This is a genomic window from Bacillus sp. 005/A4HT-01/001 (assembly GCF_004634445.1).
GTDB lineage: Bacteria > Bacillota > Bacilli > Bacillales > Bacillaceae > Bacillus > Bacillus altitudinis.
Genome location: NZ_SEIZ01000001.1, coordinates 604,028 through 629,022, shown reverse-complemented (window position 1 = coordinate 629,022; position 24,995 = coordinate 604,028). Strand labels below are relative to the sequence as shown.

General features: G+C 40.3%; 27 protein-coding genes. 11 read left to right on the top strand and 16 right to left on the bottom strand.

Going from position 1 to position 24,995, the window contains the following annotated elements:
- Window positions 1-297: 297 nt before the first annotated feature.
- Entirely contained in the window at window positions 298-996 is a 699-nt protein-coding gene (locus ES896_RS03335; protein ID WP_080964606.1) for a VWA domain-containing protein, read from the top strand.
- A gap of 81 nt (window positions 997-1,077) precedes the next feature.
- Window positions 1,078-1,752, top strand: a complete 675-nt coding sequence (locus ES896_RS03330; RefSeq protein ID WP_046526721.1) for a VWA domain-containing protein — start codon at window positions 1,078-1,080, stop codon at window positions 1,750-1,752.
- 51 nt (window positions 1,753-1,803) lie between these two features.
- On the opposite strand, the gene ES896_RS03325 is transcribed toward ES896_RS03330, so the two are convergent.
- Both ES896_RS03325 and ES896_RS03320 read right to left on the bottom strand, forming a co-directional pair.
- Complete coding sequence (locus ES896_RS03325) at window positions 1,804-4,152, bottom strand: FdhF/YdeP family oxidoreductase (protein WP_129547938.1); 2,349 nt, start codon at window positions 4,150-4,152, stop codon at window positions 1,804-1,806.
- Window positions 4,153-4,234: 82 nt separating this feature from the next.
- The gene (locus ES896_RS03320; protein ID WP_046526719.1) at window positions 4,235-5,500 is read right to left on the bottom strand and encodes an L-lactate MFS transporter; all 1,266 of its coding nucleotides are present in this window, start codon (window positions 5,498-5,500) and stop codon (window positions 4,235-4,237) included.
- A gap of 134 nt (window positions 5,501-5,634) precedes the next feature.
- Here ES896_RS03320 and fdhD point away from each other — a divergent pair, with 134 nt between their 5' ends.
- Together fdhD and moaA are read left to right on the top strand one after the other, a co-directional pair.
- Window positions 5,635-6,423, top strand: coding sequence for a formate dehydrogenase accessory sulfurtransferase FdhD (fdhD, locus tag ES896_RS03315; RefSeq protein WP_008343373.1), 789 nt, complete (start codon window positions 5,635-5,637; stop codon window positions 6,421-6,423).
- A gap of 10 nt (window positions 6,424-6,433) precedes the next feature.
- Window positions 6,434-7,441 carry a GTP 3',8-cyclase MoaA gene (gene moaA, locus ES896_RS03310; RefSeq protein ID WP_135226403.1) on the top strand — a complete coding sequence of 336 codons (1,008 nt, stop codon included), beginning with the start codon at window positions 6,434-6,436 and terminating at the stop codon, window positions 7,439-7,441.
- A 253-nt stretch (window positions 7,442-7,694) separates the two neighbouring features.
- On the opposite strand, the gene rpsN is transcribed toward moaA, so the two are convergent.
- The 4 genes from rpsN to ES896_RS03290 form a co-directional block, all read right to left on the bottom strand.
- Window positions 7,695-7,964 (bottom strand): 30S ribosomal protein S14, encoded by a 270-nt coding sequence (gene rpsN, locus ES896_RS03305; RefSeq protein ID WP_008343369.1) that lies wholly within the window; start codon window positions 7,962-7,964, stop codon window positions 7,695-7,697.
- Window positions 7,965-7,980: 16 nt separating this feature from the next.
- A complete protein-coding gene (locus ES896_RS03300; protein WP_135226402.1) occupies window positions 7,981-9,177 on the bottom strand; it encodes a GTP-binding protein in 1,197 nt (398 codons plus the stop codon).
- Between the two features lie 80 nt (window positions 9,178-9,257).
- A complete protein-coding gene (rpmG, locus tag ES896_RS03295) occupies window positions 9,258-9,407 on the bottom strand; it encodes a 50S ribosomal protein L33 (protein ID WP_003214771.1) in 150 nt (49 codons plus the stop codon).
- Between the two features lie 140 nt (window positions 9,408-9,547).
- Window positions 9,548-9,970, bottom strand: coding sequence for a DUF5362 family protein (locus ES896_RS03290; RefSeq protein WP_007497598.1), 423 nt, complete (start codon window positions 9,968-9,970; stop codon window positions 9,548-9,550).
- Window positions 9,971-10,486: 516 nt separating this feature from the next.
- Here ES896_RS03290 and ES896_RS03280 point away from each other — a divergent pair.
- Window positions 10,487-10,885, top strand: coding sequence for a hypothetical protein (locus tag ES896_RS03280; RefSeq protein WP_039165303.1), 399 nt, complete (start codon window positions 10,487-10,489; stop codon window positions 10,883-10,885).
- Window positions 10,886-10,933: 48 nt separating this feature from the next.
- On the opposite strand, the gene ES896_RS03275 is transcribed toward ES896_RS03280, so the two are convergent.
- Window positions 10,934-11,443 (bottom strand): thiol:disulfide interchange protein, encoded by a 510-nt coding sequence (locus ES896_RS03275; RefSeq protein ID WP_135226401.1) that lies wholly within the window; start codon window positions 11,441-11,443, stop codon window positions 10,934-10,936.
- Window positions 11,444-11,541: 98 nt separating this feature from the next.
- Between ES896_RS03275 and ES896_RS03270 the strand changes: the two genes are divergently transcribed.
- The 3 genes from ES896_RS03270 to ES896_RS03260 are packed head-to-tail and all read left to right on the top strand — an operon-like array spanning window position 11,542 to window position 14,439.
- The gene (locus ES896_RS03270; protein WP_046344658.1) at window positions 11,542-13,341 is read left to right on the top strand and encodes an ABC transporter ATP-binding protein; all 1,800 of its coding nucleotides are present in this window, start codon (window positions 11,542-11,544) and stop codon (window positions 13,339-13,341) included.
- Between the two features lies 1 nt (window position 13,342).
- Complete coding sequence (locus ES896_RS03265; RefSeq protein WP_017360025.1) at window positions 13,343-13,912, top strand: MauE/DoxX family redox-associated membrane protein; 570 nt, start codon at window positions 13,343-13,345, stop codon at window positions 13,910-13,912.
- The gene (locus ES896_RS03260) at window positions 13,909-14,439 is read left to right on the top strand and encodes a TlpA family protein disulfide reductase (RefSeq protein ID WP_007497592.1); all 531 of its coding nucleotides are present in this window, start codon (window positions 13,909-13,911) and stop codon (window positions 14,437-14,439) included. Before ES896_RS03265 ends, ES896_RS03260 begins: the two co-directional genes overlap by 4 nt.
- Window positions 14,440-14,674: 235 nt before the next feature.
- Here the strand turns inward: ES896_RS03260 and ES896_RS03255 are convergent, their stop codons facing one another.
- Window positions 14,675-15,172: a GNAT family N-acetyltransferase gene (locus tag ES896_RS03255; protein ID WP_008343345.1), complete on the bottom strand. Its 498-nt coding sequence runs from the start codon at window positions 15,170-15,172 to the stop codon at window positions 14,675-14,677.
- A gap of 127 nt (window positions 15,173-15,299) precedes the next feature.
- On the opposite strand from ES896_RS03255, the gene spoIIQ reads away from it, so the two are divergent.
- Window positions 15,300-16,196 carry a stage II sporulation protein SpoIIQ gene (spoIIQ, locus tag ES896_RS03250; protein WP_035389779.1) on the top strand — a complete coding sequence of 299 codons (897 nt, stop codon included), beginning with the start codon at window positions 15,300-15,302 and terminating at the stop codon, window positions 16,194-16,196.
- An 86-nt stretch (window positions 16,197-16,282) separates the two neighbouring features.
- On the opposite strand, the gene ES896_RS03245 is transcribed toward spoIIQ, so the two are convergent.
- From ES896_RS03245 to ES896_RS03225, 5 genes are all read right to left on the bottom strand, one after another.
- Window positions 16,283-16,630: a P-II family nitrogen regulator gene (locus ES896_RS03245; protein WP_007497589.1), complete on the bottom strand. Its 348-nt coding sequence runs from the start codon at window positions 16,628-16,630 to the stop codon at window positions 16,283-16,285.
- A gap of 19 nt (window positions 16,631-16,649) precedes the next feature.
- Window positions 16,650-17,858 (bottom strand): ammonium transporter, encoded by a 1,209-nt coding sequence (locus ES896_RS03240; RefSeq protein WP_008343343.1) that lies wholly within the window; start codon window positions 17,856-17,858, stop codon window positions 16,650-16,652.
- Window positions 17,859-18,051: 193 nt separating this feature from the next.
- Entirely contained in the window at window positions 18,052-18,792 is a 741-nt protein-coding gene (locus ES896_RS03235; protein WP_045033939.1) for an amino acid ABC transporter ATP-binding protein, read from the bottom strand.
- Window positions 18,793-18,802: 10 nt separating this feature from the next.
- Window positions 18,803-19,480, bottom strand: coding sequence for an amino acid ABC transporter permease (locus ES896_RS03230; protein ID WP_007497584.1), 678 nt, complete (start codon window positions 19,478-19,480; stop codon window positions 18,803-18,805).
- A gap of 41 nt (window positions 19,481-19,521) precedes the next feature.
- Window positions 19,522-20,367, bottom strand: a complete 846-nt coding sequence (locus tag ES896_RS03225; RefSeq protein ID WP_240688366.1) for a transporter substrate-binding domain-containing protein — start codon at window positions 20,365-20,367, stop codon at window positions 19,522-19,524.
- Window positions 20,368-20,585: 218 nt separating this feature from the next.
- Here ES896_RS03225 and ES896_RS03220 point away from each other — a divergent pair, with 218 nt between their 5' ends.
- Window positions 20,586-21,977, top strand: a complete 1,392-nt coding sequence (locus ES896_RS03220; protein ID WP_135226400.1) for an MFS transporter — start codon at window positions 20,586-20,588, stop codon at window positions 21,975-21,977.
- A 33-nt stretch (window positions 21,978-22,010) separates the two neighbouring features.
- Here the strand turns inward: ES896_RS03220 and ES896_RS03215 are convergent, their stop codons facing one another.
- From ES896_RS03215 to ES896_RS03205, 3 genes are all read right to left on the bottom strand, one after another.
- Entirely contained in the window at window positions 22,011-22,610 is a 600-nt protein-coding gene (locus tag ES896_RS03215) for an undecaprenyl-diphosphatase (protein WP_008343330.1), read from the bottom strand.
- A 109-nt stretch (window positions 22,611-22,719) separates the two neighbouring features.
- Window positions 22,720-23,907 (bottom strand): MFS transporter, encoded by a 1,188-nt coding sequence (locus tag ES896_RS03210; RefSeq protein ID WP_007497577.1) that lies wholly within the window; start codon window positions 23,905-23,907, stop codon window positions 22,720-22,722.
- Between the two features lie 15 nt (window positions 23,908-23,922).
- Window positions 23,923-24,336, bottom strand: a complete 414-nt coding sequence (locus tag ES896_RS03205; RefSeq protein WP_008343328.1) for a MarR family winged helix-turn-helix transcriptional regulator — start codon at window positions 24,334-24,336, stop codon at window positions 23,923-23,925.
- Window positions 24,337-24,683: 347 nt separating this feature from the next.
- Here ES896_RS03205 and spoIIID point away from each other — a divergent pair, with 347 nt between their 5' ends.
- Window positions 24,684-24,962, top strand: coding sequence for a sporulation transcriptional regulator SpoIIID (spoIIID, locus tag ES896_RS03200; protein WP_008343327.1), 279 nt, complete (start codon window positions 24,684-24,686; stop codon window positions 24,960-24,962).
- The last annotated feature ends 33 nt before the right edge of the window (window positions 24,963-24,995 follow it).

Below are 24,995 nucleotides of genomic sequence, written 5' to 3'. Positions count from 1 at the left end.
TCTTTTTTTATGTGTGAAGAGGTTTGAACAGAATGTGACAAATTGCGACTTAAGGCGCACCTCAGGAAATCTTAAACATTTACATCCCGACAAGAACCGATGGCCGATACAAAGCCCCTCGAAAGAATGAGAAAACGTGGGTGACAAAAGAGTCGTTAGGTGAATATATCTAGACATCTGACAGAATTTTAGTGATTTTGATGAAAGAGAAAAAGGGATCGAGTCCTATACCATTCCAAGACAGAATATTTTACGATTAAGATGTTTCAATCAAATACATAAGGAGGAAGGAAAAGCATGTTGAAAAAAGTATTTACACTCGTAACCTTAGCTGTATTGACATTATCAATGTCAATCTCTTCACCAGTATTTGCAGAAGCAGCATCAGCCAAAAAACATAAGAAAGATGTAAGAGTGACGATCTTACTTGATGCAAGTGGAAGTATGGCAAGAAAAGTGGATGGAGAGCGCAAATTCGATTTAGCAAAACAAGAGGTATTTAAATTTGCTCAGTCTCTTCCGAAAGATGCTAAAATCCGTATGAGCTTGTTTGGATCTGAAGGAAACAACAAAAACTCAGGTAAAACTCAATCATGTGAAGTCATTAGAGGCGTTTATGGCGTTCAGCCTTACGAAAAGGATAGTTTCGAAAACTCTCTAAACGGTCTTGGACCAAATGGCTGGACACCGATTGCACGTGCTCTTGAAAGTGCAAAGCAAGCGGATAAGCAGCTTCATAAGGGAACAAAACACATTGTGTACTTAATTACTGATGGTGAAGAAACTTGTGGTGGAGATCCAGTGAAAGTAGCGAAAGAGCTTCATAACTCAAAAGGATCTACTGTAGTCAATGTGATTGGATTAGACTTTAACGATGGCTATGAAGGTCAATTGAAGCAAGTAGCTAAAGCTGGTAAAGGTCATTACTACCAAGCAAGCACTGGGAAAGAAATGGGTTCTATCCTTACAGCAGAATCATTAAAACTACACGAATAACTTGCTGAAGAAAAGGGAAACGATTGATTGATGCTTTCGTTTCTCTTTTTCTGTACAAATGAAAAAAAGGGAGATTTTTTAATGAAAAGAAATATTATATTAACCATTTTAGCGAGTCTTGTTCTGCTTCTTTCTTCACCAGCTCATGCTGTAACGAAAAAGGAGCCTGCTCATGTGGTGATTTTACTTGATTTAAGCGGAAGCATGGCACAATCGGTTGAAGGCGAAAAGAAAATCGATATCGCAAAACGCTCGATCCAAAGTTTCGCAAGTATTTTATCAGAAGATACACAAGTCTTGCTTCGTGTTTTTGGTCATGAAGGAACGAATAAAAATGCAGGAAAAGCCGTTTCTTGTGCAAGTTCCGAAGCAGTTTATGGATTTGGAACATATGAGCAAGCAACCTTTCAACAAGCGCTAAATGTGTATGGTCCAACAGGCTGGACACCACTTGCCAAAGCATTAACTGATACGAAACAAGATTTTGAAGATCACCAAGCTAAAGGAAAAAATATTGTATATGTTGTCAGCGATGGTGAGGAAACATGTGGCGGAAGCCCATCACAAGCAGCGAAGCAATTACATGAAGAAGGTATTGACACAATCGTCAATATCATTGGCTTCGATGTAAATGAAAAAGAAGCAAAAAGTCTAAAATCTGTTGCCAAAGCTGGTGGTGGACAATATCAACCAGCAGCAAATGCAGAAGAATTGAATCATATTCTTCAAAAAGAAGCGAACGCTTTTGGTCAATAAGATGTGAATAGACAGCTGGGGAGAAACCCCCAGCTGTTTTTTCATAAAGGATCAATTTAAAGTCGTTTCTAATTCATCAATCCGTTTCTCCACGTAGTGCTGATCTTTTCTTGCATGAAAGGTTTCGGCTTTTTCTAATATCGCGGTGGTATTGTATTCTGGAATCTGGGAATAGCTTTCGTAAACTCCTTTTGGTATTAACACGTTTCCTTCAGGCCAATAAACTGCAATATTTCCACGTTTCAGCTCTCCGAATTGAGCAACTCCTTGGTAGGATCCATATTGATTGAAAAGGACAACAGGATCGCCTTCTTGGACGTAAAGCTCTTTCGCATCTTCTTCATTCATCAAGATAGAATGCCGCTTTCCACCATTAAAGGCATCCTTTTCACTGTAAATCATAGAGTTGAATTGCTTGCCTCGTCTTGTCGTGATATTGAAATGCCCCTCAGTTTTTCGATATTGGGGCAGCTGTGCTGGGAGCAGGTGTCCTTTTCCATCCGGTGTTGGACACACCCCATCTTCGCAAAGCCATGCGCCACCCCATTGAAAGACATCCCCTTTATGACGCAAATGCTGGATCCCATCATAGTTCCGATTTGCGATGGCAATCTCACGACGAATGTCTTCAGCATGGTCAAAATGAATCAGCTTCGCATCTTCTGGACGAACCCTTTTTGCTAGGTCAATATAAATGTCCCATTCAGCTCTGGCTTCTTCAATGCGTGGCCCTTCAATTTCCGGACTGAAATACACCATGCGTTCCGTACTGGTTGATGTACCGCCGCCTGGCTGTTCATATCTTGTCATTGCAGGCAGAACAATCACAGTCTCTTCTGCTTCTACCAGTGTAGAGGTGTTCAAAATAATATCTTGATGGACACGGAGTTCAAGCTCGGATAGTGCTTTTTCAATCGCTTCAGGATTTGGCATTGTTTCTAAAAAGTTTCCACCGCTAGTAAACAGCATCTTCAGCTTTTGCGGGTGTTCTTTTGGAAGAGCCATTTTTTCAAATGATTGCCCAATCGTGTCACCATGCCATTTTGGAATATCAAATCCCCATATCTTCTCGATTCTTTTAATATTCTCTTCATCAAAATCACTGCCGGGCAATACGAATGGATCGGCACCCATTTCGCCTGAACCTTGGACACCGCTATGGCCACGAATAGGCATAACGCCACAATGTTTTCTGCCAATAAACCCGCGTAACATGGCAAGGTTTGCGACTTGTGATATATTATCAGTGGCAAAGCGATGCTGAGTGAGACCCATACTCCAAATAAACACCCCTGAATTGGCATTGGCAAGCAGTACAGCGAATTCCTTCATTCTTTCTTTAGATAAGCCTGACGATGCTTCGAGATCCGACCATTTTAACTGAGTGACATGCTGCTTTACATCTTTTATGCCGGTTGTATGCGCTTGGATAAATTCATGGTCAAGAGCGGAATGGGGCGCTTGCTCCTCCATATCAAACCAATGTTTGATGACACCATTCATAAACGCAATATCGCCGCCTATATTGACTTGATAAAAATCATCCGCTATTTTTGTGCCGAATAAAGCACTTTCTGGAATAGAAGGGACCCAATATTTTTCCATTGCAGGCTCTTTATATGGATTGATGACAATGATCTTGGTTCCTTTCTTTTTAGCGGCGTACATATATTTAGTCGAAACCGGCTGGTTGTTTGCTGCAACAGAGCCCCAAAATATCAATACATCTGTTCCAATCCAATCACTGTAATTACAGCTGGATGCACCTATACCAAGGGAGCGTTTAAGAGCGGTTTTGCTTGGTGAATGGCAAATACGAGAAGCATTATCGATATGATTTGTTCCGATAAATCGCGCAGCTTTCGCCGCAGTATAGTACACTTCATTTGTAATCCCTCTAGCCGTTAAATAGAAAGCAAGTTGACGTTTATCAATCGATTTGATTTTAGCGGCGATTTGATCTAATGCATCATCCCAAGAAATGCGTGTAAAGGCATTCTCACCTTTTTTTCGAATCAGTGGATAAGGAATACGCCCAAGTTTTCGAAGAGACGTGCTATCCATTTGTTTGAGCCGCTCAATATCTTCGAACCATTTTGGATCAATTGCTGGCATTGTGTTAAGCCGTAGCACATTCAGTCTTGTCGTGCATATATGGGGCCCTGCTAGTGTTTGATCGTATAAACCTGATACACCAAGAGCACAGCCGTCACAAACGCCCTGAGTCAATATACGGTACGCATAGGGGAGATTATCTTTGTTCTCCCATGCCACTTTCATCGTGTCTCGAATGTGTTTCGGTTTTACTTTTCCAAGCCCCATAGGAGCAAAAGAGGCCCATAGCTTTGGTGAGGGTTTTTTGTTGAGTTTAATAGGCCCCTTGTGTTTTGTTTTTCCCATGATATCGTCACCCTCCTATTACTTTGTAAAGCGTTTTCATATCTAAAAATTACCTGTAGATTGTCATTCTGTCAAATTCATATTAAGAGCGGACCGTGACAGAAGAAGGAGCAGTAAGATTTGATTCACGAAGTTGTTTAATATCCTTCCGAATGAGAAGAGATATGATAAACGCAATGAAAAATAGGCCAGAGAAGACCATGAGACTTTGTGTGTAATTGCCTGTAATGTCACGAATAAAGGAGGAAAATAAAGGTCCTGCTAAACCAGCAGCGGCCCAAGCGGTGAGAATATAACCGTGTATGGCACCTAGCTGCTTCGTACCAAATAAATCTCCGATATAGGCTGGAATTGAAGCAAACCCTCCTCCGTAGCACGTATAAATGATCGCCATCACGATTGAAAAGATGAGCGGTTCTTTTAAGTAGGGAAGTAAGGGAAAAGCAATGAGCTGTATAGTAAAGAAAATCGTATACGTATTTGGCCTTCCGATATAATCAGAGAAGGATGCCCATCCGATCCGTCCTAGCCCATTAAAAGCACCTAAAATTCCAACAAGAGTAGCTGCTGCACCGGCCGTGAAACCAACACTTTCTTGAGCAAGCGGTGATGCTACAGAAATAATGGCAATTCCGCATGTGATATTAATAAAGAGCATGACCCACAAATAATAAAAACGCCGTGTTTTAATGGCTTCATTTGCTGTGAGCTGTGATAAATCTTGAGGAATTTTCCTTTGGTTTGTTTTTAGCACGTTAAATTGTTTGACATCATCAGGTGCTGGTGGTGATAAATAAAGAGATGAAACGACCATGATGATAAAATAAGAGATTCCGAGAATATAGAAGGTATTTGCAATATCAACTTTTTCAATGAGAAATTGAATAATGGGACTGCAAATAAGAGAAGCAAATCCAAAACCCATAATGGCTAAACCCGTTGCGAGTCCTCTTCGATCTGGAAACCATTTGACTAATGTTGAAACTGGTGCAATATAGCCTACACCTAATCCGATTCCAGCGAGTACACCATAAAATAAATAGAGGAGAGGTAATGAAGACATGTGAACAGCAAACCCTGATCCAGTCATCCCAATGCCGAAGAAAATAGCTGAGAAGAGCCCTGATGCCCTCGGCCCATACTTTTCAACGAAATGCCCCATAAAGGCAGCCGATAAACCTAAAAATAAAATAGCGATGCTAAATGTCAGGCTTATTTCTGTTAATGACCATTGAAAGGTTTGATGTAAAGGATTCGTAAAAACACTCCATGCATAAACAGATCCGATAGATAAATGAATCCCCACAGCACTTGTAGCGATAAGCCAACGGTTTTTTGTTTTGTTCATTGTGTTCCCTCCATATAAAGCAAACAAAAAGTTTGATAAGATAGAAATATGTTACATTTTTATGACTTTTTAAAATAATATCACAATTCGTCTGGTTCATATAACTAAATTTGTGTTGAAAGGAAGATCAGATCATGAATCCTTCTGTTAAAACGAAACGACGTATACACCAATATCGCAGAGGTCAAATGACATGTAAAACAGATGAAGTTGTAGAAGAATTCCCTTTAACCGTGCTGGTGAATGGTGAAGAGTTTGTCACACTCGTTTGTTCACCGGATCATTTGAAAGAATTGGTGATCGGTTTTTTAGCTTCAGAAGGAGTCATGCGATTTGAAAAAGAGATTAAAAGGTTTACAATAGATGAAAGTATGGGTTTTGCATATGTTGACTTACATCACTCAACTCAGTTCCAATCCTCAGATTTTACAAAACGAGTGATCGGATCTTGCTGTGGGAAAGGAAGACATTTTTATTTTCTCCAAGATGTGAAGACGGCAAAAACAGCCATTGACCGAATCAGTATTTCTGCTGAAACTTGTATTCATTTAATGAAATGTTTACAGGAGGAAAGTCAGTTATTTCAACATACTGGTGGTGTCCATAATGCTGGACTATGTGATACAGAAAAGCTATTCATCACTAGGACGGATATAGGACGGCATAATGCGTTGGATAAAATCTATGGATATTGTTTACTTCATAAAATCCCACTGAGAGATAAAATCCTTGTATTTAGCGGCCGGATATCGTCTGAAGTTCTGTTGAAGGCAGCAAAATTAGGGGTATCAATCGTCATATCAAAATCAGCTCCTACTGAGTTAGCACTTAAAATGGCAGAAGAATTAAATATAACAACAGTTGGATTCGTAAGAGGAGAATCTTTTAATATCTATACTCATCATCAGCGTATTACAGAATAGGAGGCTAAGTATGGTCAGTATTTTGGATAAAAGACATCGACCATTGCGCGATTTAAGAATATCCGTAACAGATCGCTGTAATTTTAGATGTACGTACTGTATGCCTGCTGAAATCTTTGGACCAGATTATCCTTTTTTAGATAAAGAAGAGCTGCTTAGCTTCGAGGAAATTGAACGACTTGCTGCGCTTTTTGCAAAGGAATTAGGTGTGGTGAAATTACGTATTACGGGCGGTGAACCTTTAATGCGTAAAGATTTGCCCGTTTTGATAGAAAAACTCGCAAAAATTCCAGGTATTGAAGACATCGCGATGACAACCAATGGAACGCTGTTACCTTTGTACGCAGATAAGCTAAAGAAAGCAGGTCTGAATAGAGTCACCATTAGTTTAGATTCTTTAAATCCAGATCGTTTTAAGCAGATGAATGGAAGACAAATTTCTATCCAAAAAGTATTTGATGGGATAGAGGCTGCAAAAAAAGCTGGACTTGCTATTAAGATCAATATGGTTGTCCAAAAAGGTGTGAATGATCAAGATATCTTACCAATGGCAGCCTATTTTAAAAAAGAAGGACACATTCTACGATTTATTGAATTCATGGATGTTGGCAATACGAACAAATGGAATCTCAAGCATGTATTGACGAAAAAAGAGATTATGGAGCTAATTCATTCAAAATACCCTATCAAACCAGAACCTCCTCGATATCAAGGGGAAGTAGCCAAGCGTTATTTTTATGAGGATGGGTCAGGAGAGATTGGCATTATTTCTTCCGTTTCAGATGCTTTTTGTGGATCGTGTAATAGAGCTAGACTATCTGCACGTGGCGAATTATTCACCTGTCTTTTTGCATCATCGGGCTTTGACCTGAGACGATTCATCCGTAATTCAGAAAATGATGAATATCTAGTGAACATATTGAAGGAACTTTGGTCAAACAGACAGGATCAATATTCAGCTGAGAGAGAGCAAAAGAAAGATCAGAAAAAAGTTGAGATGTCCTACATCGGCGGGTAATGACAACAAAGTATCATGATCATCGATTTTTGAAAAGAAGAGAAAATTCTATAATCACTGTTGAAAATCTTCTTTTAACATCAGGATAATATTTCCTATAAGCTTGGTCCCATAAAAAAACAGCAGAGATTCTGCTGTTTTTAAAAATGCTATTTTGTACCTCAAAATTGACGGAATAAGGATGAAAAAGAGACTTTTATTCATTTTGTCCTGCTTTACATTGACAGGAACTATGCTAAGATCAAATCAATCTTTACCAACTCGATTTTTTCACTCCTGGAATCTGTCCTTTATAGGCAAGCTCACGAAAAGCAATTCGAGACATTTTAAATTTTCTCAAGTAACCTCTAGGACGGCCAGTTAGTTCACAGCGGTTTTTTAAGCGAGTGGGTGAAGAGTCTCTAGGTAGTTTTTGCAAAGCTTCATAGTCACCTTTTTCTTTTAGCTCTTTCCTTAATTGTGCATATTTCAAAACGAGCTGCTGCCTCTTTTTTTCTTTTGCAATTTTTGATTTCTTTGCCATTTAAAACCCTCCTGGTTTAAGTGTGTATGTTCCATTGAAAGGGGTCTTCAAACGTTGTCCAATCTTGATCAAATTCTTCAGGTGTGAGTAAGCATTGATCTAGTGTACGAATAATATCTGCTTTAGGTAAATCTACACTGATAAAGACAAGTTTTGTATGTCGATCACCAAACTCTGCATCCCACTCATCTAGAATTTCTGGTTCCTGATTTAAGATCCGTGATCGTTCTTGCTCAGGCAAGGCAGCAATCCAGTATGCGATTGGTTCAATTGCCACAGATTTTCCGGCTTGTGAAATTAAAATGGTTAAATCATGATGTGTCGCTAGCCATGTAAATCCTTTCGCTCGAACGATTTGCTCTGGCATTTGATCTAACCATGCATTCAGTCTGCCAGTATGAAAAGGAAGCCTTCTTTCATAAACAAAAGATGAGATTTGGTATTCTTCTGTTTCAGGCGTATGCTGAGAGTGTCCAGCATTGATTTCTTTGATCCAGCCCGCAGAAGCACTAGATTTTTCAAAATCGAATAAACCAGTATTCAAAATATCACTAGGCTGTACGTTACCTTTAGAGGTTCTAATAATAGTTGCTTCTGGTTGAAGTTTGGTTAGCACGTGCTCAAGCCGATCTAGTTCTGATGCCGATACAAGATCACATTTATTGATAATGAGCACATCACAAAATTCAATTTGATCAATAAGTAAATCGGAAATCTCTCGTTCATCATCATCTGAAACTGCTTCTTTACGATCCAATAAACTTTCTCCTGACTGGAAATCTGTCCAGAAACGGTTTGCATCTACCACCGTTACCATCGTGTCTAATCTGCAAAAACGTGTCAAATCTATGCCCATTTCTTCATCAATGTAAGAGAAAGTTTGAGCGACAGGAATTGGTTCACTAATACCTGTAGATTCAATGACAATATAATCGATATTCCCAGCCTTACAAAGGCGTTCTACTTCAATTAATAAATCTTCTCTCAATGTGCAACAAATACAACCATTAGATAGTTCAACCAGTTTCTCATCTGATCGAGAGAGTTCGCCGCCTTGCTTAACTAATTCCGCATCAATGTTTATTTCACTCATGTCATTGACAATAACAGCTACTTTTAGCCCTTTACGATTCTGAAGAACATGATTTAATATCGTGGTTTTTCCAGCTCCTAAAAAGCCGCTTAGAACTGTGACAGGTATTCTTTTATCCATTTGTTTTAGTCCTTTTGAACATGCTCATTTTGTATGCCGCCTCACTTATATAGTAATGATTACGATTTAGATCTTAAAAATTATTTTGTTTCCCGATGAAGGGTGTATTTCTTTAATCGTGGAGAATATTTTTTTAACTCCAATCGGTCTGGGTTCGTTCGTTTATTTTTTGTAGTGATATAGTTTCTGTCACCTGTTTCAGTACAGGCTAAGGTGATTTTCACGCGCATAATTGCTATAATCCTCCTTTATTTCGTAATGATTACGATTTGTATTTTAAAATGATAAAGACTGATTGTCAAGTTTAGTATCAAGTCTATGCCAACTCAAATAAAAAAGGGGTATCGTATTTCATTGATACCCCTTTCTATTAATAAAAGTCACCAAGTTCTTCTTCGTAATAATCTTCGTACTGTTGGACATCGGTAGGGAGTTCTTGGAGAAAGGCTAGTCCGCCTAGTATAAACATCAAAACAATCGCGATGAATGAGAGAATAACGGCGGCAATACTTGAAATCGCAAACAGTGTTTGCATTTTCATCATCTTAGCATATTGTTCCAATAATTCTTCGTAAGAAGTATCAGGCGCTTGAATCAATTGTTCAGCTGCTTTCACGGATTTTTGGACATGAATTCCCATCATAATCAGAAAAACGCCAATGGCAGCAGGAAGAACAAGCCAAAACCCACTGAGGATGGATAGACCACCTGAAATATAGAGAAAGATGCTCCCAACCTTTCCCCACTTTGTTATTGAATGAAGAGATTGAATGATTTTCTCAGTTTGTTGCAATTGTGTTCACTCCTTTATGTATTCACTCTATATCATACTTGAGCAAGTAGTACTTTAGGAAGAGTGAATTGACCTTTTTTCTATCTTTCATTTACTTTTTATGGATAAATAAATTATTTTTGAATAAGAAAAAAGTAACAATTACTACAAATGTAATCTGCAGATTTTGTCATAAATAAGAAAAGTAGTTTAAAGTAATTAGAAAATTTATCAAAATATGTTGTTAGTTGTCTATAAATTGGTTATTATTGTATTGTATTACCATAAAAATTGGAAGGTGGAATTCATATGTTAGATCGAATTTTAAACAAAATGACCAATGTTCAACCTGCAGCTGCTAGATGTATTTTGCAAAGATTGGTAACTTCTTGCCAATCAGCACCAACTTGTTTCCTTCAAGGCGTTGGAACTTTCCGTTACTATGTGGATCGTGACACAGGTGAGATTTGTACTAGCCAAGAACGCGTTAAATGTGGCTGCTAAATCTAAGTATCTTATTTATTAGGGTGTGAACGCATGAGCATAACTCCAATTTCATTAGTAACAAATGCTATGCAGACGTCAAATAAGCGTCAAGCAGGCCATACATCAAATTCTTTTTTGACCCAAGCAGCGCAAATTGTTCAAGGCGACCATTCTCCAGAAGAGAGAAAGGCGTTATTTCAACAACTGACTTTAGTTCAGCAAGGAAAAGATTTAGAGCTTCATGTTTCTAAATTAAAGGAACTAGAGAAAGAGGTTCAAAAAGAGGGATCTTCTTCTGTTACTGTGAATCAGCACGGTGATCAAGTTGACATTTCAAATGAAGCTCGCAGTGAGTTTGAACAAGCTGAGGAACAAACATCCGCTTCAAGCGAAGCTAATGATATCGCTGCAGAGGAAAAAGGGAAGGATGTTCAGCCAAATTCACAATAATAAAAAATGAGGCATGTGTTTAATGCTCTTCACATGCCTCATTTATCTTTAGTTTGCAGCTAGTCTTGAATAAAGACCGTCTGGAAAAGGTGCTGCATATGAGATGGTATCATTGTCTTCTACCATGATGTAGAACGGAAACTCCTGAATTTGGAATGCGTTTATCAATTGTTCATCTACCGGAATAATTCGCAAGTTTGTTTCGTTATCACGATATAATTCTTGGTCTTTTTTTTGCCCGTTTTTCAACAAAATACTCAATGAAACGTTTAGTTTATGCTGCTTTTTTGTTTCTAGAAATTGTTCGAGTGATGGAATGCAGTGCGGACATGCTGTGTCAGTGAAGATCAGTAATTGTTGTGTACGATTTGTTTGCAGCAGATCATTCATGTGAATGGGTGATGGCTGTTCGAGAAGTGGATGCGCAAGTTTCTGCCCCACGTGTTCTATAGGTAAGATGATAAGCTGCATCTGTTGTTTTAAATAGATGATAATTCCAGCCGTTAATAGAAGACTGCAAATCATAAGAGCGAGCTGTATAAGAAAAATTGAATTCATCGTATATCGTCCTCTCAAAGTGAAGTTACGCAAAGCTATCATATTACAAATATCAAAAATATGTCAATTATACTAAATGGTGTAAGGTGGAGCATCTCATGAGTACAGTGAACCATTGTTTATATGCAATCTCCTATACTTGGAAAAAAAGTCGTTCTTATCTTCTTTTAACTTTGTTCATTCAAGTGATCGTTGGTTTTATGCCTTTGGCTAGTGTCTGGATTATTCAAACTTTGATTAATGAAATTATTTTATTTATGACGTCTTCAGGTGACATCCAAAAGGTTTTGTGGTTATTTGGACTGCAAATGGTCATTGTGATTTTAGGATATGGGCTTCAATTTATTCTTCAGCTTAGTCAACAGAAAGCAACAAATCTGATTGGTCTCCATTTGAAAGGTGAATTGCTTCAAAAAGCGATAAGACTGCCGTTTATTACGTTTGAGCACCCGTCCTTTTACAATGAAAGTCAACGTGTGATGAACAGTCATCAGCATGTTCTCAGTATGGTGAGAAGTATTTTTACAATGATGAGCGCGTTGATTACTGTTGTATCACTTCTTATTTATATGATCGGTATTCATTGGGGCTTAGCGGTCATATTGTTCTTGTTTACCTTGCCTGTATTATGGATTGAACTTTTCTTTGGAGGCGCACGTTATCGATTAAATCGTTTGTTAACGGCTAATGATCGAAGAGAAATGTATGTATCTGATCTCGTCGCACAGCGAGATTCTTTAAAGGAAGTTCGTTTATATGGAATAGGGAATTATCTTCTTCAAAAGTGGAGAGGTCACTACGTTAAAAGTGCAGATGAAAAATATAATTTGCTGAAACGCCAAGTGCGCTGGGAGATGGCAGGCGGGTTGCTCATGACATTGGCCTATGTGTGCTGTGGTTTATTGATTGTCTTTCTTATTTTTCAAAAAAAATTAGCTGCGGGTACGTTTGTTGCAGTGCTACAAGCTGTACAAAACATTCAAAGTGGGTTTCAAGATTTAACGAGGGAATGTTCTAGTTTATATGAAACGAGCCTATATGTTGATGAAATGAGAGCTTTTCTAAAGAGAGAAGAGGAAATGCATGAACAGACGGAAGAGGCAGCGTCGCTTCAGGGAATTGAGCATATCCAGTCCATTACATTAGACAATCTCTCTTTTACTTATCCGAATATGAAAAAACCAGCGATTGAGCATATTCATTTTCATATGAATAAAGGTGAACGAATTGCATTAGTAGGAGATAATGGGTCCGGTAAAACCACTTTAATCAAATGTTTAACCGGCTTATACGATCCAGATCAACAGAATATGCACAAAGTCAATGGAGAGGATATTTCCACCATCCATAAAAAGTCCTATCATGCGAGAATGGCTGTTCTTTTTCAAGATTTTATGAAGTACGAATTCACTGTGAGAGAAAACATAGGGTTTGGCCGTATTGATGATATAGAAGAGGAAGAGCGGTTGATTTCAGCCGCCCGTCAAGCAGGTATAGAGAAAAGAATTAATGAAATGGAAGACACATATGATGCGCAGCTAGGTCGCTTTTTTGAAGAGGGACATGAATTGTCTGGCGGACAATGGCAAAAGCTTGCGATGGCGAGAACCTTCTTTAGAGAAAGTGATTTTATTATTTTAGATGAACCGACCTCTGCTCTCGATCCATTGTCGGAGATCTCACTCATTCGAAAGTTGTTCGATCATACGCAGGATCAAGGTGTTTTGTTTATTACACATCGTATGGGAGCGGCCCGCTTAGCAGACCGTATCATCGTCATGAAAGATGGTGCTTTCATTGAAGAGGGCAACCACGATGAACTGATGGCATTACACGGAGAATACAGAAGGCTATACGAGGCACAATCTCAACTATTTCAACAAAAGGAGATGGTGTAAGGTGAGTGTCTTTTATTTCATAGGAGTCTATTTACTAGGAATCATTTTTGCAGGTGCATGGCTGGATAAAGCAAGGAAACAGAAGGCACATGTCCAACAGATCAATGCTTATCGGCTGCTGCCGCCTTCTTTCGCGGCACCCATGTTTTATGTATTTTTGTTGATTGAGTTGGTTTGTACGATTCATTTGTTTATATGGAACATGTCTGTCCTGCCTGCAGTGGGCCTTACAGCCCTGTTATGTATTTACACTGGAGCGGTTACGTTCAATTTAATGAGGGGGCATCGTGATATTTCGTGCGGTTGTGGAGGATTACTGGAAAACGATCGCCTGCATTGGGGGATTGTGATTCGCAATCTGCTGATGCTTACTCTTGTGGCAGGGTTATTTTATGTACATCCTAGTGTTGAAATGATTTCATTGCGGTTGAAAATGATTTGTTTTCTCATTGCAGCGGCTGTCTGTTTGATCATAGCGGTCAGCCAAGAAATTGTGCTATTGAAGCGAAAGTGGATCGACTCATTCCAGATTGCAGATGGATCAATTATAGAAGGAGATAAAATGAAATGACAGATATTTTATTAATCATTGTGTTATTAATTGTCATTGCCCAGCTGGCTGTCGTGTTTTTGCTTGCCCGTTTTATCGGGAGATTTATGAATAAAATAAAATCTCTTGATGGAATTGAATTGAAGGAAGCGGATATTGGTGACCCGGCTCCGTTATTTCGCAGTTATTCGCATGTAGGTGAAAAGGTGATCTTGAAGGAGTATTTGCAAAATGGGCGAGCTGTGATGCTGTTATTTGTGAATTCTACTTGTATGACTTGTAAAAGTATTTTGTCTGATGTGCAGCCTCAAACTTCACATGATGATGCTCATGTGATTGTTATTAATGGAGATGAACAAGCCGATGATGCCTCGCTTCTTCAATTGCTGCCGGAGCAAGCTGTTTATATGCGCTCATCACAAATTATGGAGTTGTATGGAGTAACAGTTGTTCCGCAAGCGCTTCTGATTGATGAACATGGTATCATTCTGAAAAGAAAATCGCTTCAAAATGCGAAGCAATTTGAGCAGTTGGTGCATGCTTCATAAAAAAGCGTCTCTTTCTTCAAGAGACGCTCCAGCGTGTAGACAAACCTTCGCATTCTTTGTCAGTCCTGCGTGCTGGTGCTCACGAATGTGACATTCGCTCCGCGCCAGTACTCGTCCTTCCTCGGGCTGCAAAGGTTTTCTATCACGCTGAAAAGAAGACAAAGGGCTAAATTAAAGTTCATTTTAGCCCTTTGTCAACAATCTAAAGCGTGTCTTTCTTCAAGAGACGCTCAGTTTATAATTCTTTTCCTAAAATATCTAAGTCGTACCGATTGCCGTCCATTTCTGCGATGCGTGGCAAATGTCCCCAAGTCTCAAATCCGTGCTTCTTAAATAATTTGATGCTGGCTTCGTTGTGGCCGAAAATAAAGGCAAGTAACGTTCGGATGCCTAATGAGGGTGCCAATTCGAGCGCCTCTTGTAAGAACAGTGACCCTAAACCTTTTCCTCGATAGTTTTGGTTCAAGTAAATACTCATTTCAACAGTACCGTTGTATGCAGGTCTGCCGTAAAACGTTTCAAAACTGAGCCAGCCGTAGATATTTCCTTCCTCATCTGTTTTCACATAGAGAGGACGTTTCTCTGAATGATTCAAAAACCACTGACGGCGGTCTTCTACTGTAACAGGTTCTGTATCGGCCGTTACTTCTCTTGAAGCAATCGTTGAATTGTAGATATCGACGATCTCTTTGAGGTCATCTTCTGTTGCCATGCGGTTGAAAGTTTTCACCATATGTACCCCCATCTTTTTTCATTCATCATACATATTATTGATGCGATTGCGCAAAATAAAAAGAAAAATGATTTCGTGTGTATATATTTTTTGAAAAGTGTTCAGAATGTTGCTGAGGTGATGAAAAATGAGAGAGGAAGAAAAGAAACGTACTTCCAAAATCACAAAAGTTCAGCAATTTTTCCGTAAGCGCTGGGTATTCCCTGCTATTTACTTGGTCAGCGCAGCGGTCGTGTTAACAGCCGTTCTTTGGTATCAAGCTGTATCGAAAGATGTGAAAGACCAACTATCTGATGGAAATCAAACAGGACAAGAACAGCGTGATGATGCCGTTGAAGTTGGAAAGCCAATTGAAAATGTCGCTATGCCGGTCCAGAATTCTGAGAATGTTTCTGTCGTGAAAAAGTTCTATGAAGCAGATGCTGATCAAAAAGAAAAAGAAGCAGCACTTGTAAACTATAATAACACCTATACCTTAAGCAAAGGTATTGATCTTGCAGATAAAGATGGCAAAGTGTTTGATGTCACAGCTGCTCTTAGTGGAACAGTCGTTCAGGCGAAAAAAGATCCAGTTCTCGGTCACGTTGTTGAAATTGAACATGAAGATGGATTGTCTACTGTGTATCAATCGTTGTCTCAAGTGAGTGTAAAAGAAGGCGATGAAGTAAAGCAGAATGATGTCATCGGTGCTTCTGGTAAGAATCTATATGGTGCTGAAAGCGGCAACCATGTTCACTTTGAAATTCGTATGGAAGGTTTAGCGCTTAATCCGCTTAGCTTCATTGATAAGCCTGTTTCTTCCATTGAAAAAGCAGCGCAAGAAGTGACGGAAGAAGCAAAAGAACCTGCTCAGCCAAAAGCTGATGACAAAATGAAGGAACCTGCTGCTGACGATAAGGCAAAAGAGCCGGCTGAAGAAAAATCTGAAGATAAGTCTGATGAGAAGGGGAAATCCTCTGATCAAGAAAAGTCTTCTGATTCCTCTAAAGACCGCAGTCAGTCAGAAGAAACAAAACAATCTTAATGTCATGTCAGATCCTCTGTGTAGATAAATGCACAGAGGTTTTTTTCTGTCTTTAAAAAAACCTCCGCCATATGGCGGAGGGGATGCTATAAGGCGGCAGGTCCTTCTTCACCTGTCCGAATGTTGATTGTATTTTCTATCTCATATATAAAAATCTTCCCATCCCCTGGTTCGCCTGTACGCAGTACTTTCTGTGCTGTTTCCACGACCTGTTCAACAGGTACTTTGCTTAAGACGATTTCAATCTTTAAACGTTCGTACACATTGCTTTCCTTTTTGACGCCACGGTATAGTTCCGTATGTCCCTTTTGTAATCCGCAGCCGTGCACATTGGAAAAGGTAATCGAGGTGACACCAATCTTTCCAAGCTCCACCTTTAATGTTTCAAAATTAGCTGGACGTGTGACAATCTCCACTTTATACATTTTGCTCATAGAGACACCCCTTTTTTCTTTAATCTTGATATGCTTTTTCGCCGTGCATCGTTAAATCAAGACCGACTGATTCTTCTTCTTCAGTTGCGCGGATCTTGAAGAAGATGTTGACGACTTTGATGATCACGTATGTGACAACTGCAACAAAGACGTATGTGGCCACGATGGCGACAACTTGTTTCCAAAGTAAGCTTGGATCGCCGTAAAATAAGCCGTTGGCTCCGCCATCATTGACAGATGTAGTGGCGAAAAGGCCTGTAGCAATGCCTCCCCACGTACCGCCGATTCCGTGGAGACCGAATGCATCCAGTGCATCGTCATAGCCGAACTTGGCTTTGAGTGAATAGACGCCCCAGAAACAAACGATTCCGCCGATGATTCCGATGATGATCGAAGCGAATGGTGTGACAAAACCTGCGGCAGGTGTAATCGCTACTAGGCCTGCAATGGCGCCAGAGATTGCACCTAGCATCGTTGGTTTTTTGTTGATCATCCATTCGACTAACAGCCAGCCGATGATTCCTGCAGCAGCTGCTGTATTCGTGTTAATAAAGGCATACATGGCGACACTATCTAATGTGAGGGCACTTCCTACGTTAAATCCAAACCAGCCAAACCAAATCACAGCTCCACCAAGAAGTGTGTAGATCAAGTTATGCGGAGAAGAACTTGCCGCTTCTTTTCGCTTCCCGAGAACAATGGCTACGACTAGACCAGCCACACCGGATGATATGTGGACGACGTTTCCACCGGCGAAATCAAGTGCTCCCATTTCGCCAATCCAGCCGCCACCCCATACCCAGTGTGCGACTGGAGCGTATACAAATGTGACCCAAAGGAGTGTAAACACGACCACCGCTGAGTAACGAATACGTTCAGCGAAGGCACCAGAGATAATGGCTGTTGTGAGGACGGCAAAGGTCATTTGGAACATCATGAACAATGAATGTGGAATCGTATCACTATATGAACCAGGTTCAAAGCCAACGCCTTTTAGTCCAACCCAGTCAAAGCCTCCGATCCATGCATTGCCTGGCGCAAAGGCCAGTGAATAGCCAAACACGATCCAGACGATAGAGACAATGGCTAGTGAGGTTAAGCTGTGCATTGTCGTACTTAACACGTTTTTACTTCTCACAAGTCCTCCGTAGAATAAGGCTAAACCCGGTGTCATTAACCACACGAGTAGTGCGCAGAAGAACATAAATACTGTATCACCCATTTGCATGCTGCATTCCCCCGAATCATTCAGAATTAATAGATTTCTTAATTCTTCATTATAGAGAGAAAAGTCATATATAACATATTTATGTAAGTTTATCTAACATGGTTTTTTGGTCATTATCAATATAAATGGATGAAAAGTTCGTAAAAAATGAGAATAAACGTGTATGAACGACGAAAAATAAAGGGCGTTTGACCTATAAAATCGAACTGAGAAACAATTTGGTTCGCTCCTCTTGGGGAGAATCAAATAATTCTGATGGGGTACCTTGTTCGACAATTCGTCCTTCATGCATATAAACAACTCGGTCAGCTACTTCTTTTGCGAAGCCCATTTCATGAGTGACGATGACCATTGTCATGCCTTCTTTGGCAAGACTTTTCATGGTTTGCAGCACTTCGCCTACAAGCTCTGGGTCCAGCGCAGAAGTGGGCTCGTCAAATAACATGACATCGGGCTTCATGGCAAGAGCTCGTGCGATGGCAACACGCTGTTTTTGACCGCCTGATAGCTTTGAAGGGTACACTTTTGCTTTATCCGCTAGTCCGACTTTTTCTAATAAGACATTGGCTTCAGTTATCGCTTGTGCTTTCTTTGTTTTTTTCACCATAACCGGTGCTTCGATGATGTTTTCAAGCACGGTTTTGTGCGGGAAGAGATTAAAATGCTGAAACACCATGCCTATTTTCTGCCTCATTTCATTTAATTGATCTCGTTTTGGATGAACGGGACTGCCATCAATGATGATCTGACCGTCATTTTTTATTTCTAAAAAATTCATACAACGGAGCAAGGTGCTTTTCCCAGAGCCGCTTGCACCAATTAAGACGACGACATCATTTTCATATACAGTGAGGTCGATATCTTTTAAGACATGTAGCTCTCCAAAGTGTTTATTCAGTTTTTCAACACGAATGATCTCTTTTGATTCTGTCATGCTTCTCCTCCTAATGATCACTGACTGAAAGTTTCTTCTCAACGGTTTGCACAGCGAATGTTAACAGCAGGACAAGAACTAAGTAATAGACAGCCACGACAAGTAAGTACGTCATGTTGTCAAAACTGTTGGAGCCTTGAGTAGTGGCTATGTTAAAGAGTTCATTGACGCTGATGAAGGCAGCAAGTGATGAATCTTTTAAGCCGATGATAAACTGATTGCCGAGAGGGGGAAGGGCGCGCCGCATCGCTTGCGGGAGAATGATACGTCTCATGGTTAGAAATCGCCCCATGCCAAGAGAACGTCCTGCTTCTTTTTGACCTTGATCGATTGATTGAATCGCACCTCTAAATATTTCTGCTATATAGGCACCGTTATGGAAGGCAAGCGCAATAGAGGCTGCCCAAAAGTCGGGTATATTTAATTCTGTCAGCCCAAAATACAGGATAAAAATCTGCACAATGAGTGGTGTTCCGCGTACAAGGAAGATATAGGCATTTGCGATATAACCGAAAACGGCTACGCGGGATATTTTTAGTAAGGCAAAGAAAAGCCCGATGAACATGCCGATGAAAATACTGATGACAGTGAGTTGTAAGGTGAGCAGCATTCCTTCTAAGAAAACGCCTCTAGAATCAATCAGCGTTTGAAAAAAGTGTGATAAGGTAGGCAAAACAATCATCTCCATTTGAAGAAAGTGCGCCTAGAGAAAGGCGCACAATCGTGGTTTTAATCCTGTTTGACGGTAATATCTTCGTCAAAATACTTTTCGCTAATTTGTCTTAATGTTCCGTCTTTTCTAAGTGCATCAATCGCATCGTTGATTTCTTTTATGAGCTCTTTATTGTCTTTAGAGACAGCGATTGCTTGCTCACTTTGCCCGAGTCTTTCTTGTGCTTCAATTTTTAGTTTTTTCTTCATGGCTTCTGCACCTGTGGCAAAATCAGTGACGACCGCATCGTGTTTGCCATTGGCTAGTGCTTCTAAAGCGACAACATCACTGTCGTAATATTTCGGTTCCTGACCGCTATGTTCTTTGGCAATATCCGCATAAGACGAACCTTTAGAGACAGCGATTTCTTTGTTTTTTAAGTCATCTGCACTGTGAATGTCTGCGCCGGGTCTTGTGAAGATTTGCGGACCTGAGTAGTAATACGGTTGAGAAAAAAGGACGTGTTTTTTTCGTTCCTCGTTGATGGTATGACTTGCAACGGCGGCATCAAATTTACCTGCTTTGACGCCTTCGACGATGCCTGCGAATTTATATTTTTTCTGTACAGGCTCTAGGCCCATCTTGTCGCTAATCGCATTGCCGACATCAATATCAAAGCCGGACATCTGGTTTCCATCCATGTAACTGAATGGGTGGAATTCACCTGATGCTGCAAAAATAAATTTCCCATCCTCCAAAATTGGCGACCCTTTCGCTGTAGAATTACGTTTATCTCCGTTCCCATTTGTTTCATTTGAACCACACGAAGACAGAAGTAATACTGCAACCGAGAAAAGGGCTGGGACCCAAAACCGTCTTTTTTTAATAATAAGCTTCTCCTCCTTTTCAGCCGTTCTCCGTATAAGGAGAAAGTAGGCTTTTCAATATGTGTAGCATCTTACCATTTGTTCCTCATATTCTCAATTTTATATGCGCTTTTCCAACACTTGCCCTTTTTAAAATGTATGTCTTGCTTTTCGGAGAGAGAACTTGAATTGATCAGGGTAAAAAAGGGAAATGAATCTCATAATAACGAGGAGATAGACAAAGAACGTGTATGTCAAAAGAAGGGGGCGGGTGTATGATCAAATGGAAAAACAACCGAAAAGTCTTTTTAACGGCGATTGCTTTTGGAACGATGTTAAATCCATTGAATTCCTCAATGATTTCTTTAGCCTTGCATCAAATTCAGCATGAGTTCGGTTTGTCGTTTACGACGGTATCTTGGCTCATTTCAACCTTTTATTTGGCCAGCGCGGTCACGCAGCCGGTGAGTGGACGAATTGGAGATCATGTGATGAGCCGAAGAACCTTATTTTTATTTGGACTAGTTCTAGTGGCAGTCTCAGCCATTTGTGCGCCGTTTGCCCCGACTTTTGCGGTGCTGATTGTGATCCGGCTTCTACAGGCGATTGGAAGCAGTGCGATCTATCCTTCAGGTGTTGGACTGATTCGGGATCATGTGAAGGAACGACAAGCTTCTGCTTTAGCGGTATTGTCCATCTTTGCTTCAGCGATGACAGCACTCGGGCCGACACTTGGCGGGTTTTTGATGACGATCGGCAGCTGGCCGGCGATCTTTTTAGTGAATTTGCCATTCATATTGATCAGTTTTTTTCTAGGCCTTTCCTTGTTTCCTAAGGAGAAGAAGAAAAAATTGCGTATCGGAGACACTGTCCGAAAGCTTGATTTGCCAGGGATGTTGCTATTTACAGTTTGTATTGTCCTTTTGCTTTCTTTTTTATTATCACTATCTGATGGTATTCAGTATGTACAGGGCATTCTCTGTCTTGTGAGTGGGGGTGTTTTTATATGGTGGGAATATCAGGTGGATGAACCATTTATCCAAATTCAGATGTTCAGGCAGGAGAAACGGCTTTCGCTTGTGTATGTGCAATTTATCATTTTGAATATTTTCTTCTATTGTCTCTTTTTTGGCTTGCCAAGTTATTTTCAGGATGAATTGGGCTGGCGTGTGGAGATGACAGGTCTCTTTATGCTTTGCATGTCTGGCGTGAGCATTATGGTATCGCCGCTGACTGGCAAGTGGGTAGATCGCGGCGATGAACGGCACCCTGTTTTGGCAAGTGCTGTGCTGATGCTGGCCGGTGCTTCTGCCATGACTTTCTTTTTTATTCCGGCGCCATTCTGGGGGAAAGGACTGGTTCTTGCTTTGCTTGGACTCAGTTACGGGATTGGAAATGTTGCGCTTCAAGCTGCGATGTTAAAAGCGAGCCCTCAACAAATGATTGGCACGACCTCTGGGCTTTTTCAAACATGCAGGTACCTTGGTTCCATTCTGTCATCTGCCGTGCTTGGCATGCTGTTTGGTGAGGAAATTGCAGGTTCTCATTTTGAACAATTAGGCTGGACATTGATCATGATTTCTCTTGTCGGCATTAGCGTCAGCCTTTATTTTTCGAGTATGGTCAGAGGAAAACAAACAATGAAAAAAGCGGCTGGGATAAAGTAGAAGAGAGGTCTTCCATACTTTATCGCAAGCCGCTTAAGAGTTGGACAGGTCTGATCCTTGGTCCTTTTGCTTCCTTCTGAAAATTTTGCCCACAATGTTCTCGTAAAATGTCACGATACGGTCAATTGGAGAGTCAAAGAACTTCCATAATTTATTCATGATAAAGACAACCACAATCGATACGATCAAGCTGCCTAATACATCAAATGGATAATGATGACCGACCCAGATGCGGGAGAACCCTGTCAGTAATCCAAAAACAAGCAAAATATTGCCGAGTTTTTTATTACGGGATCGAATGGCTAGTGAAAGAGCCAGTGCACCTGTTGTGTGGTCACTTGGGAAGGAAGCGTCTGCTGAGTGCGGGATGAGTGTGTCGACTTTGTGCGCCACAAACGGCCGCTCTTCATAATAAAACAGCGTAATGGCAAAATTGACGATGAGTGCCACGATGCCTGTTACACCAGAAAAGAAGACATGCTTCTTAAATTTGTGATTACCTAAAAACCAGCAAATCAATAAGACGAGGGCATATACGAGAATGGCCTTTTTCGTAATGAAAATCATGGCCTGATCTAAAAACTCAGAATGATGAGCCATCCCGTGTATGACTTTAAACAATTCGTAATTCAAAACATCACCTATACTTTCGCTTAACGCCAACTATTTTTCAAAAGACCTATCTGTTCATTTGAAATATCCTATATTTTAGCATGTTTTCAGTGAAGTTTAAAACAGTATCCTATTCTGATAGGGAAACCTTTTGTGCTTTTGCTTCTTGCGGTTTTCGTTCGCTCCAATAAAAAACGCCCATGCTAAGTAACACGACAACGCCAGCAATGAGATATACATTTGAAAAATCTGTGAAGCTGACAAGCAGTCCGAAGACAAATGATCCAGCGGCAATCCCCGTATCATATAAGGTAAAGAAAGTTGCTGTGGCGTAGCCTGTACGGTGTGCTGGTGAGTGTTGTATCGCAAGTGTTTGTAAACATGGCACCAAAGAGCCGTAGCCAAGACCGATGACAGCGCCGGATAAAAGAAGCATGGTGGCTGTTTGTGTAGCGGTCAGCATCCATAAACCAATCGCAAAGAGAGCAATCGATGGATAGATCACAATATGAGGCCCGACTCGGTCAAACAGTCTGCCTGTAAATGGACGTGATCCAAGCATTGCAGCTGCAAATACAATGAAGAAATAACTGCTTGCACCCATTAGGTTCAGGGAATTGGCATAGACTGAAATAAATGAAATGATCGGCGAGTAACAGAAGGAGATAATGATTCCAACTGCTGCCGTTTTTAAAGCACCTTTTTCAAACAGGTGAGAAAAAGTGAATCGAAAGATGACACTTCCGCCGTTTTCAGGCTCAGGCTGTCTAATCAGCATCGTGAAAGCTGCACCGATAGAGACGATGATCGAAAAGAGAAGAAATAAAGAATGGAATCCTACTTTTCCGACTTGATTCAGTGCGATAAACGGACCGATGACCACGGCAAGGTTCATTGACATGACAAAGTATCCAAGACCCTCTCCTCGTTTATGTTTCGGAATCATATCAGCTGCAATAGCACTTGCTACGGTTGTCAAAATGCTGAAGAAGATTCCTTGCACGAAACGCAACATGAGAAGTGTTTGGAATTGATCAATTGGAATGTATAAATAAGTGAGCAGGGCAAAAGCTGTTGAAGAAAAAATCGCCATGCGTTTCTTGCCGAATTTCTCAATAATGGCCCCTGAAAATGGTCTTGTCACAATTGCTGATAATAAGAAGACCGTCACAAGGAGGCCGCCCTGTGATTCTGTTCCATTTAATTCATCCATTGTGTAAATGGGGAGTAGTGTCAAAAGGGCATAAAAAGAGGTGAATGTAAATAAATTCACCAGGACAATCATGATAAAGTCTTTTGTCCAAATGCGTTCGTTCATGGTGTATGTCACTTCCTATTCAGTTGATAATTTGTGTAAAAGTGTATGGAGGAGTTGTTTTTCTTCGTAGGTAAAATCTGAAAGACATTCTTCTTCAAATTGTTCCATCGTCTGTTTGATTTTTTGAAACTTTGCTTTTGCATCGTCTGTCATGACGATGAGATTCTCACGTTTGTCTTTTCCTTGGACTCGTTTCACCCAGCCGTTTGCTTCTAGACGTGTCACGGTTCTGGTAATCGTCGGTGCTTCGACGTTCAAATAGGTCCAAATGTCTTTTTGCGTTTTAGGGCCGAATGTATCCAAACAAAAAAGTACAGTCCACTGGGACATGTACAAGTCATAAGCAGCAAGCGCTTCGTTCGCTTTTTTAGACAGCAGCCGCGCGCTTTGATGTATTTGATGTAAACACTCTCTGTTTAACGTATCCATAGGCTCACCTTTATTCATTATTTATCTAGGTAAATAAATTCACCTTTCCTATTTTACGTGTTACACCGATGCTTGTAAAGTGAAAATTTTCGCCACTCGAAATGATTTTTTGTTTTGTCTTTTCTGATAAATCCCTTGTCCCATCTTCATTTTTAGCATATTCCCTATGCAATGCTAATACACTGTTACAAACCTGACAAAGAGAGTGTTTGAGGTGAGGGATCGTGTTTGGCATTTACTACCTAATGGATGAGAAATTAAGACGAACAAGCGCCGCTGAAAATGGATAATATTGATACGGATCTCATTTCACACTTCTCACATCCATTTTAGGGAGGTCGAGTGGTGTGCACGATTACATCAAAGAGCGAACAATCAAGATAGGAAAGTATATCGTGGAGACAAAGAAAACCGTTCGTGTAATTGCGAAAGAATTTGGAGTCTCTAAAAGTACTGTACACAAGGATCTAACAGAAAGACTGCCAGAAATTAATCCAGATCTGGCTAACGAAGTGAAGGAGATACTGGATTATCATAAATCAATCCGTCATCTGCGAGGGGGAGAAGCCACAAAGTTAAAGTATAAAAAAGAAGAAATTTTAGAAGGTGAGCCTGTAAAACAGTAAGCTTTAGTTCTTTGTTCATAAACATGATATATA

Bases quoted from the DNA above. Each gene is read 5' to 3' on its own strand.
- ES896_RS03255 (WP_008343345.1), bottom strand. From the start codon at position 15,172: ATGGTGAAAACTTTCAACCGCATGGCAACAGAAGATGACCTCAAAGAG.
- ES896_RS03205 (WP_008343328.1), bottom strand. From the start codon at position 24,336: ATGGATACGTTAAACAGAGAGTGTTTACATCAAATACATCAAAGCGCG.
- ES896_RS03335 (WP_080964606.1), top strand. From the start codon at position 298: ATGTTGAAAAAAGTATTTACACTCGTAACCTTAGCTGTATTGACATTA.
- fdhD (WP_008343373.1), top strand. From the start codon at position 5,635: ATGAATCCTTCTGTTAAAACGAAACGACGTATACACCAATATCGCAGA.
- ES896_RS03245 (WP_007497589.1), bottom strand. From the start codon at position 16,630: ATGAGCAAAATGTATAAAGTGGAGATTGTCACACGTCCAGCTAATTTT.
- ES896_RS03320 (WP_046526719.1), bottom strand. From the start codon at position 5,500: ATGAACAAAACAAAAAACCGTTGGCTTATCGCTACAAGTGCTGTGGGG.
- ES896_RS03280 (WP_039165303.1), top strand. From the start codon at position 10,487: ATGAGCATAACTCCAATTTCATTAGTAACAAATGCTATGCAGACGTCA.
- ES896_RS03275 (WP_135226401.1), bottom strand. From the start codon at position 11,443: ATGAATTCAATTTTTCTTATACAGCTCGCTCTTATGATTTGCAGTCTT.
- rpmG (WP_003214771.1), bottom strand. From the start codon at position 9,407: ATGCGCGTGAAAATCACCTTAGCCTGTACTGAAACAGGTGACAGAAAC.
- ES896_RS03220 (WP_135226400.1), top strand. From the start codon at position 20,586: ATGATCAAATGGAAAAACAACCGAAAAGTCTTTTTAACGGCGATTGCT.
- spoIIQ (WP_035389779.1), top strand. From the start codon at position 15,300: ATGAGAGAGGAAGAAAAGAAACGTACTTCCAAAATCACAAAAGTTCAG.
- moaA (WP_135226403.1), top strand. From the start codon at position 6,434: ATGGTCAGTATTTTGGATAAAAGACATCGACCATTGCGCGATTTAAGA.
- ES896_RS03270 (WP_046344658.1), top strand. From the start codon at position 11,542: ATGAGTACAGTGAACCATTGTTTATATGCAATCTCCTATACTTGGAAA.
- ES896_RS03210 (WP_007497577.1), bottom strand. From the start codon at position 23,907: ATGAACGAACGCATTTGGACAAAAGACTTTATCATGATTGTCCTGGTG.
- ES896_RS03260 (WP_007497592.1), top strand. From the start codon at position 13,909: ATGACAGATATTTTATTAATCATTGTGTTATTAATTGTCATTGCCCAG.
- ES896_RS03325 (WP_129547938.1), bottom strand. From the start codon at position 4,152: ATGGGAAAAACAAAACACAAGGGGCCTATTAAACTCAACAAAAAACCC.
- rpsN (WP_008343369.1), bottom strand. From the start codon at position 7,964: ATGGCAAAGAAATCAAAAATTGCAAAAGAAAAAAAGAGGCAGCAGCTC.
- ES896_RS03300 (WP_135226402.1), bottom strand. From the start codon at position 9,177: ATGGATAAAAGAATACCTGTCACAGTTCTAAGCGGCTTTTTAGGAGCT.
- ES896_RS03230 (WP_007497584.1), bottom strand. From the start codon at position 19,480: ATGGAGATGATTGTTTTGCCTACCTTATCACACTTTTTTCAAACGCTG.
- ES896_RS03235 (WP_045033939.1), bottom strand. From the start codon at position 18,792: ATGACAGAATCAAAAGAGATCATTCGTGTTGAAAAACTGAATAAACAC.
- ES896_RS03330 (WP_046526721.1), top strand. From the start codon at position 1,078: ATGAAAAGAAATATTATATTAACCATTTTAGCGAGTCTTGTTCTGCTT.
- ES896_RS03240 (WP_008343343.1), bottom strand. From the start codon at position 17,858: ATGCAAATGGGTGATACAGTATTTATGTTCTTCTGCGCACTACTCGTG.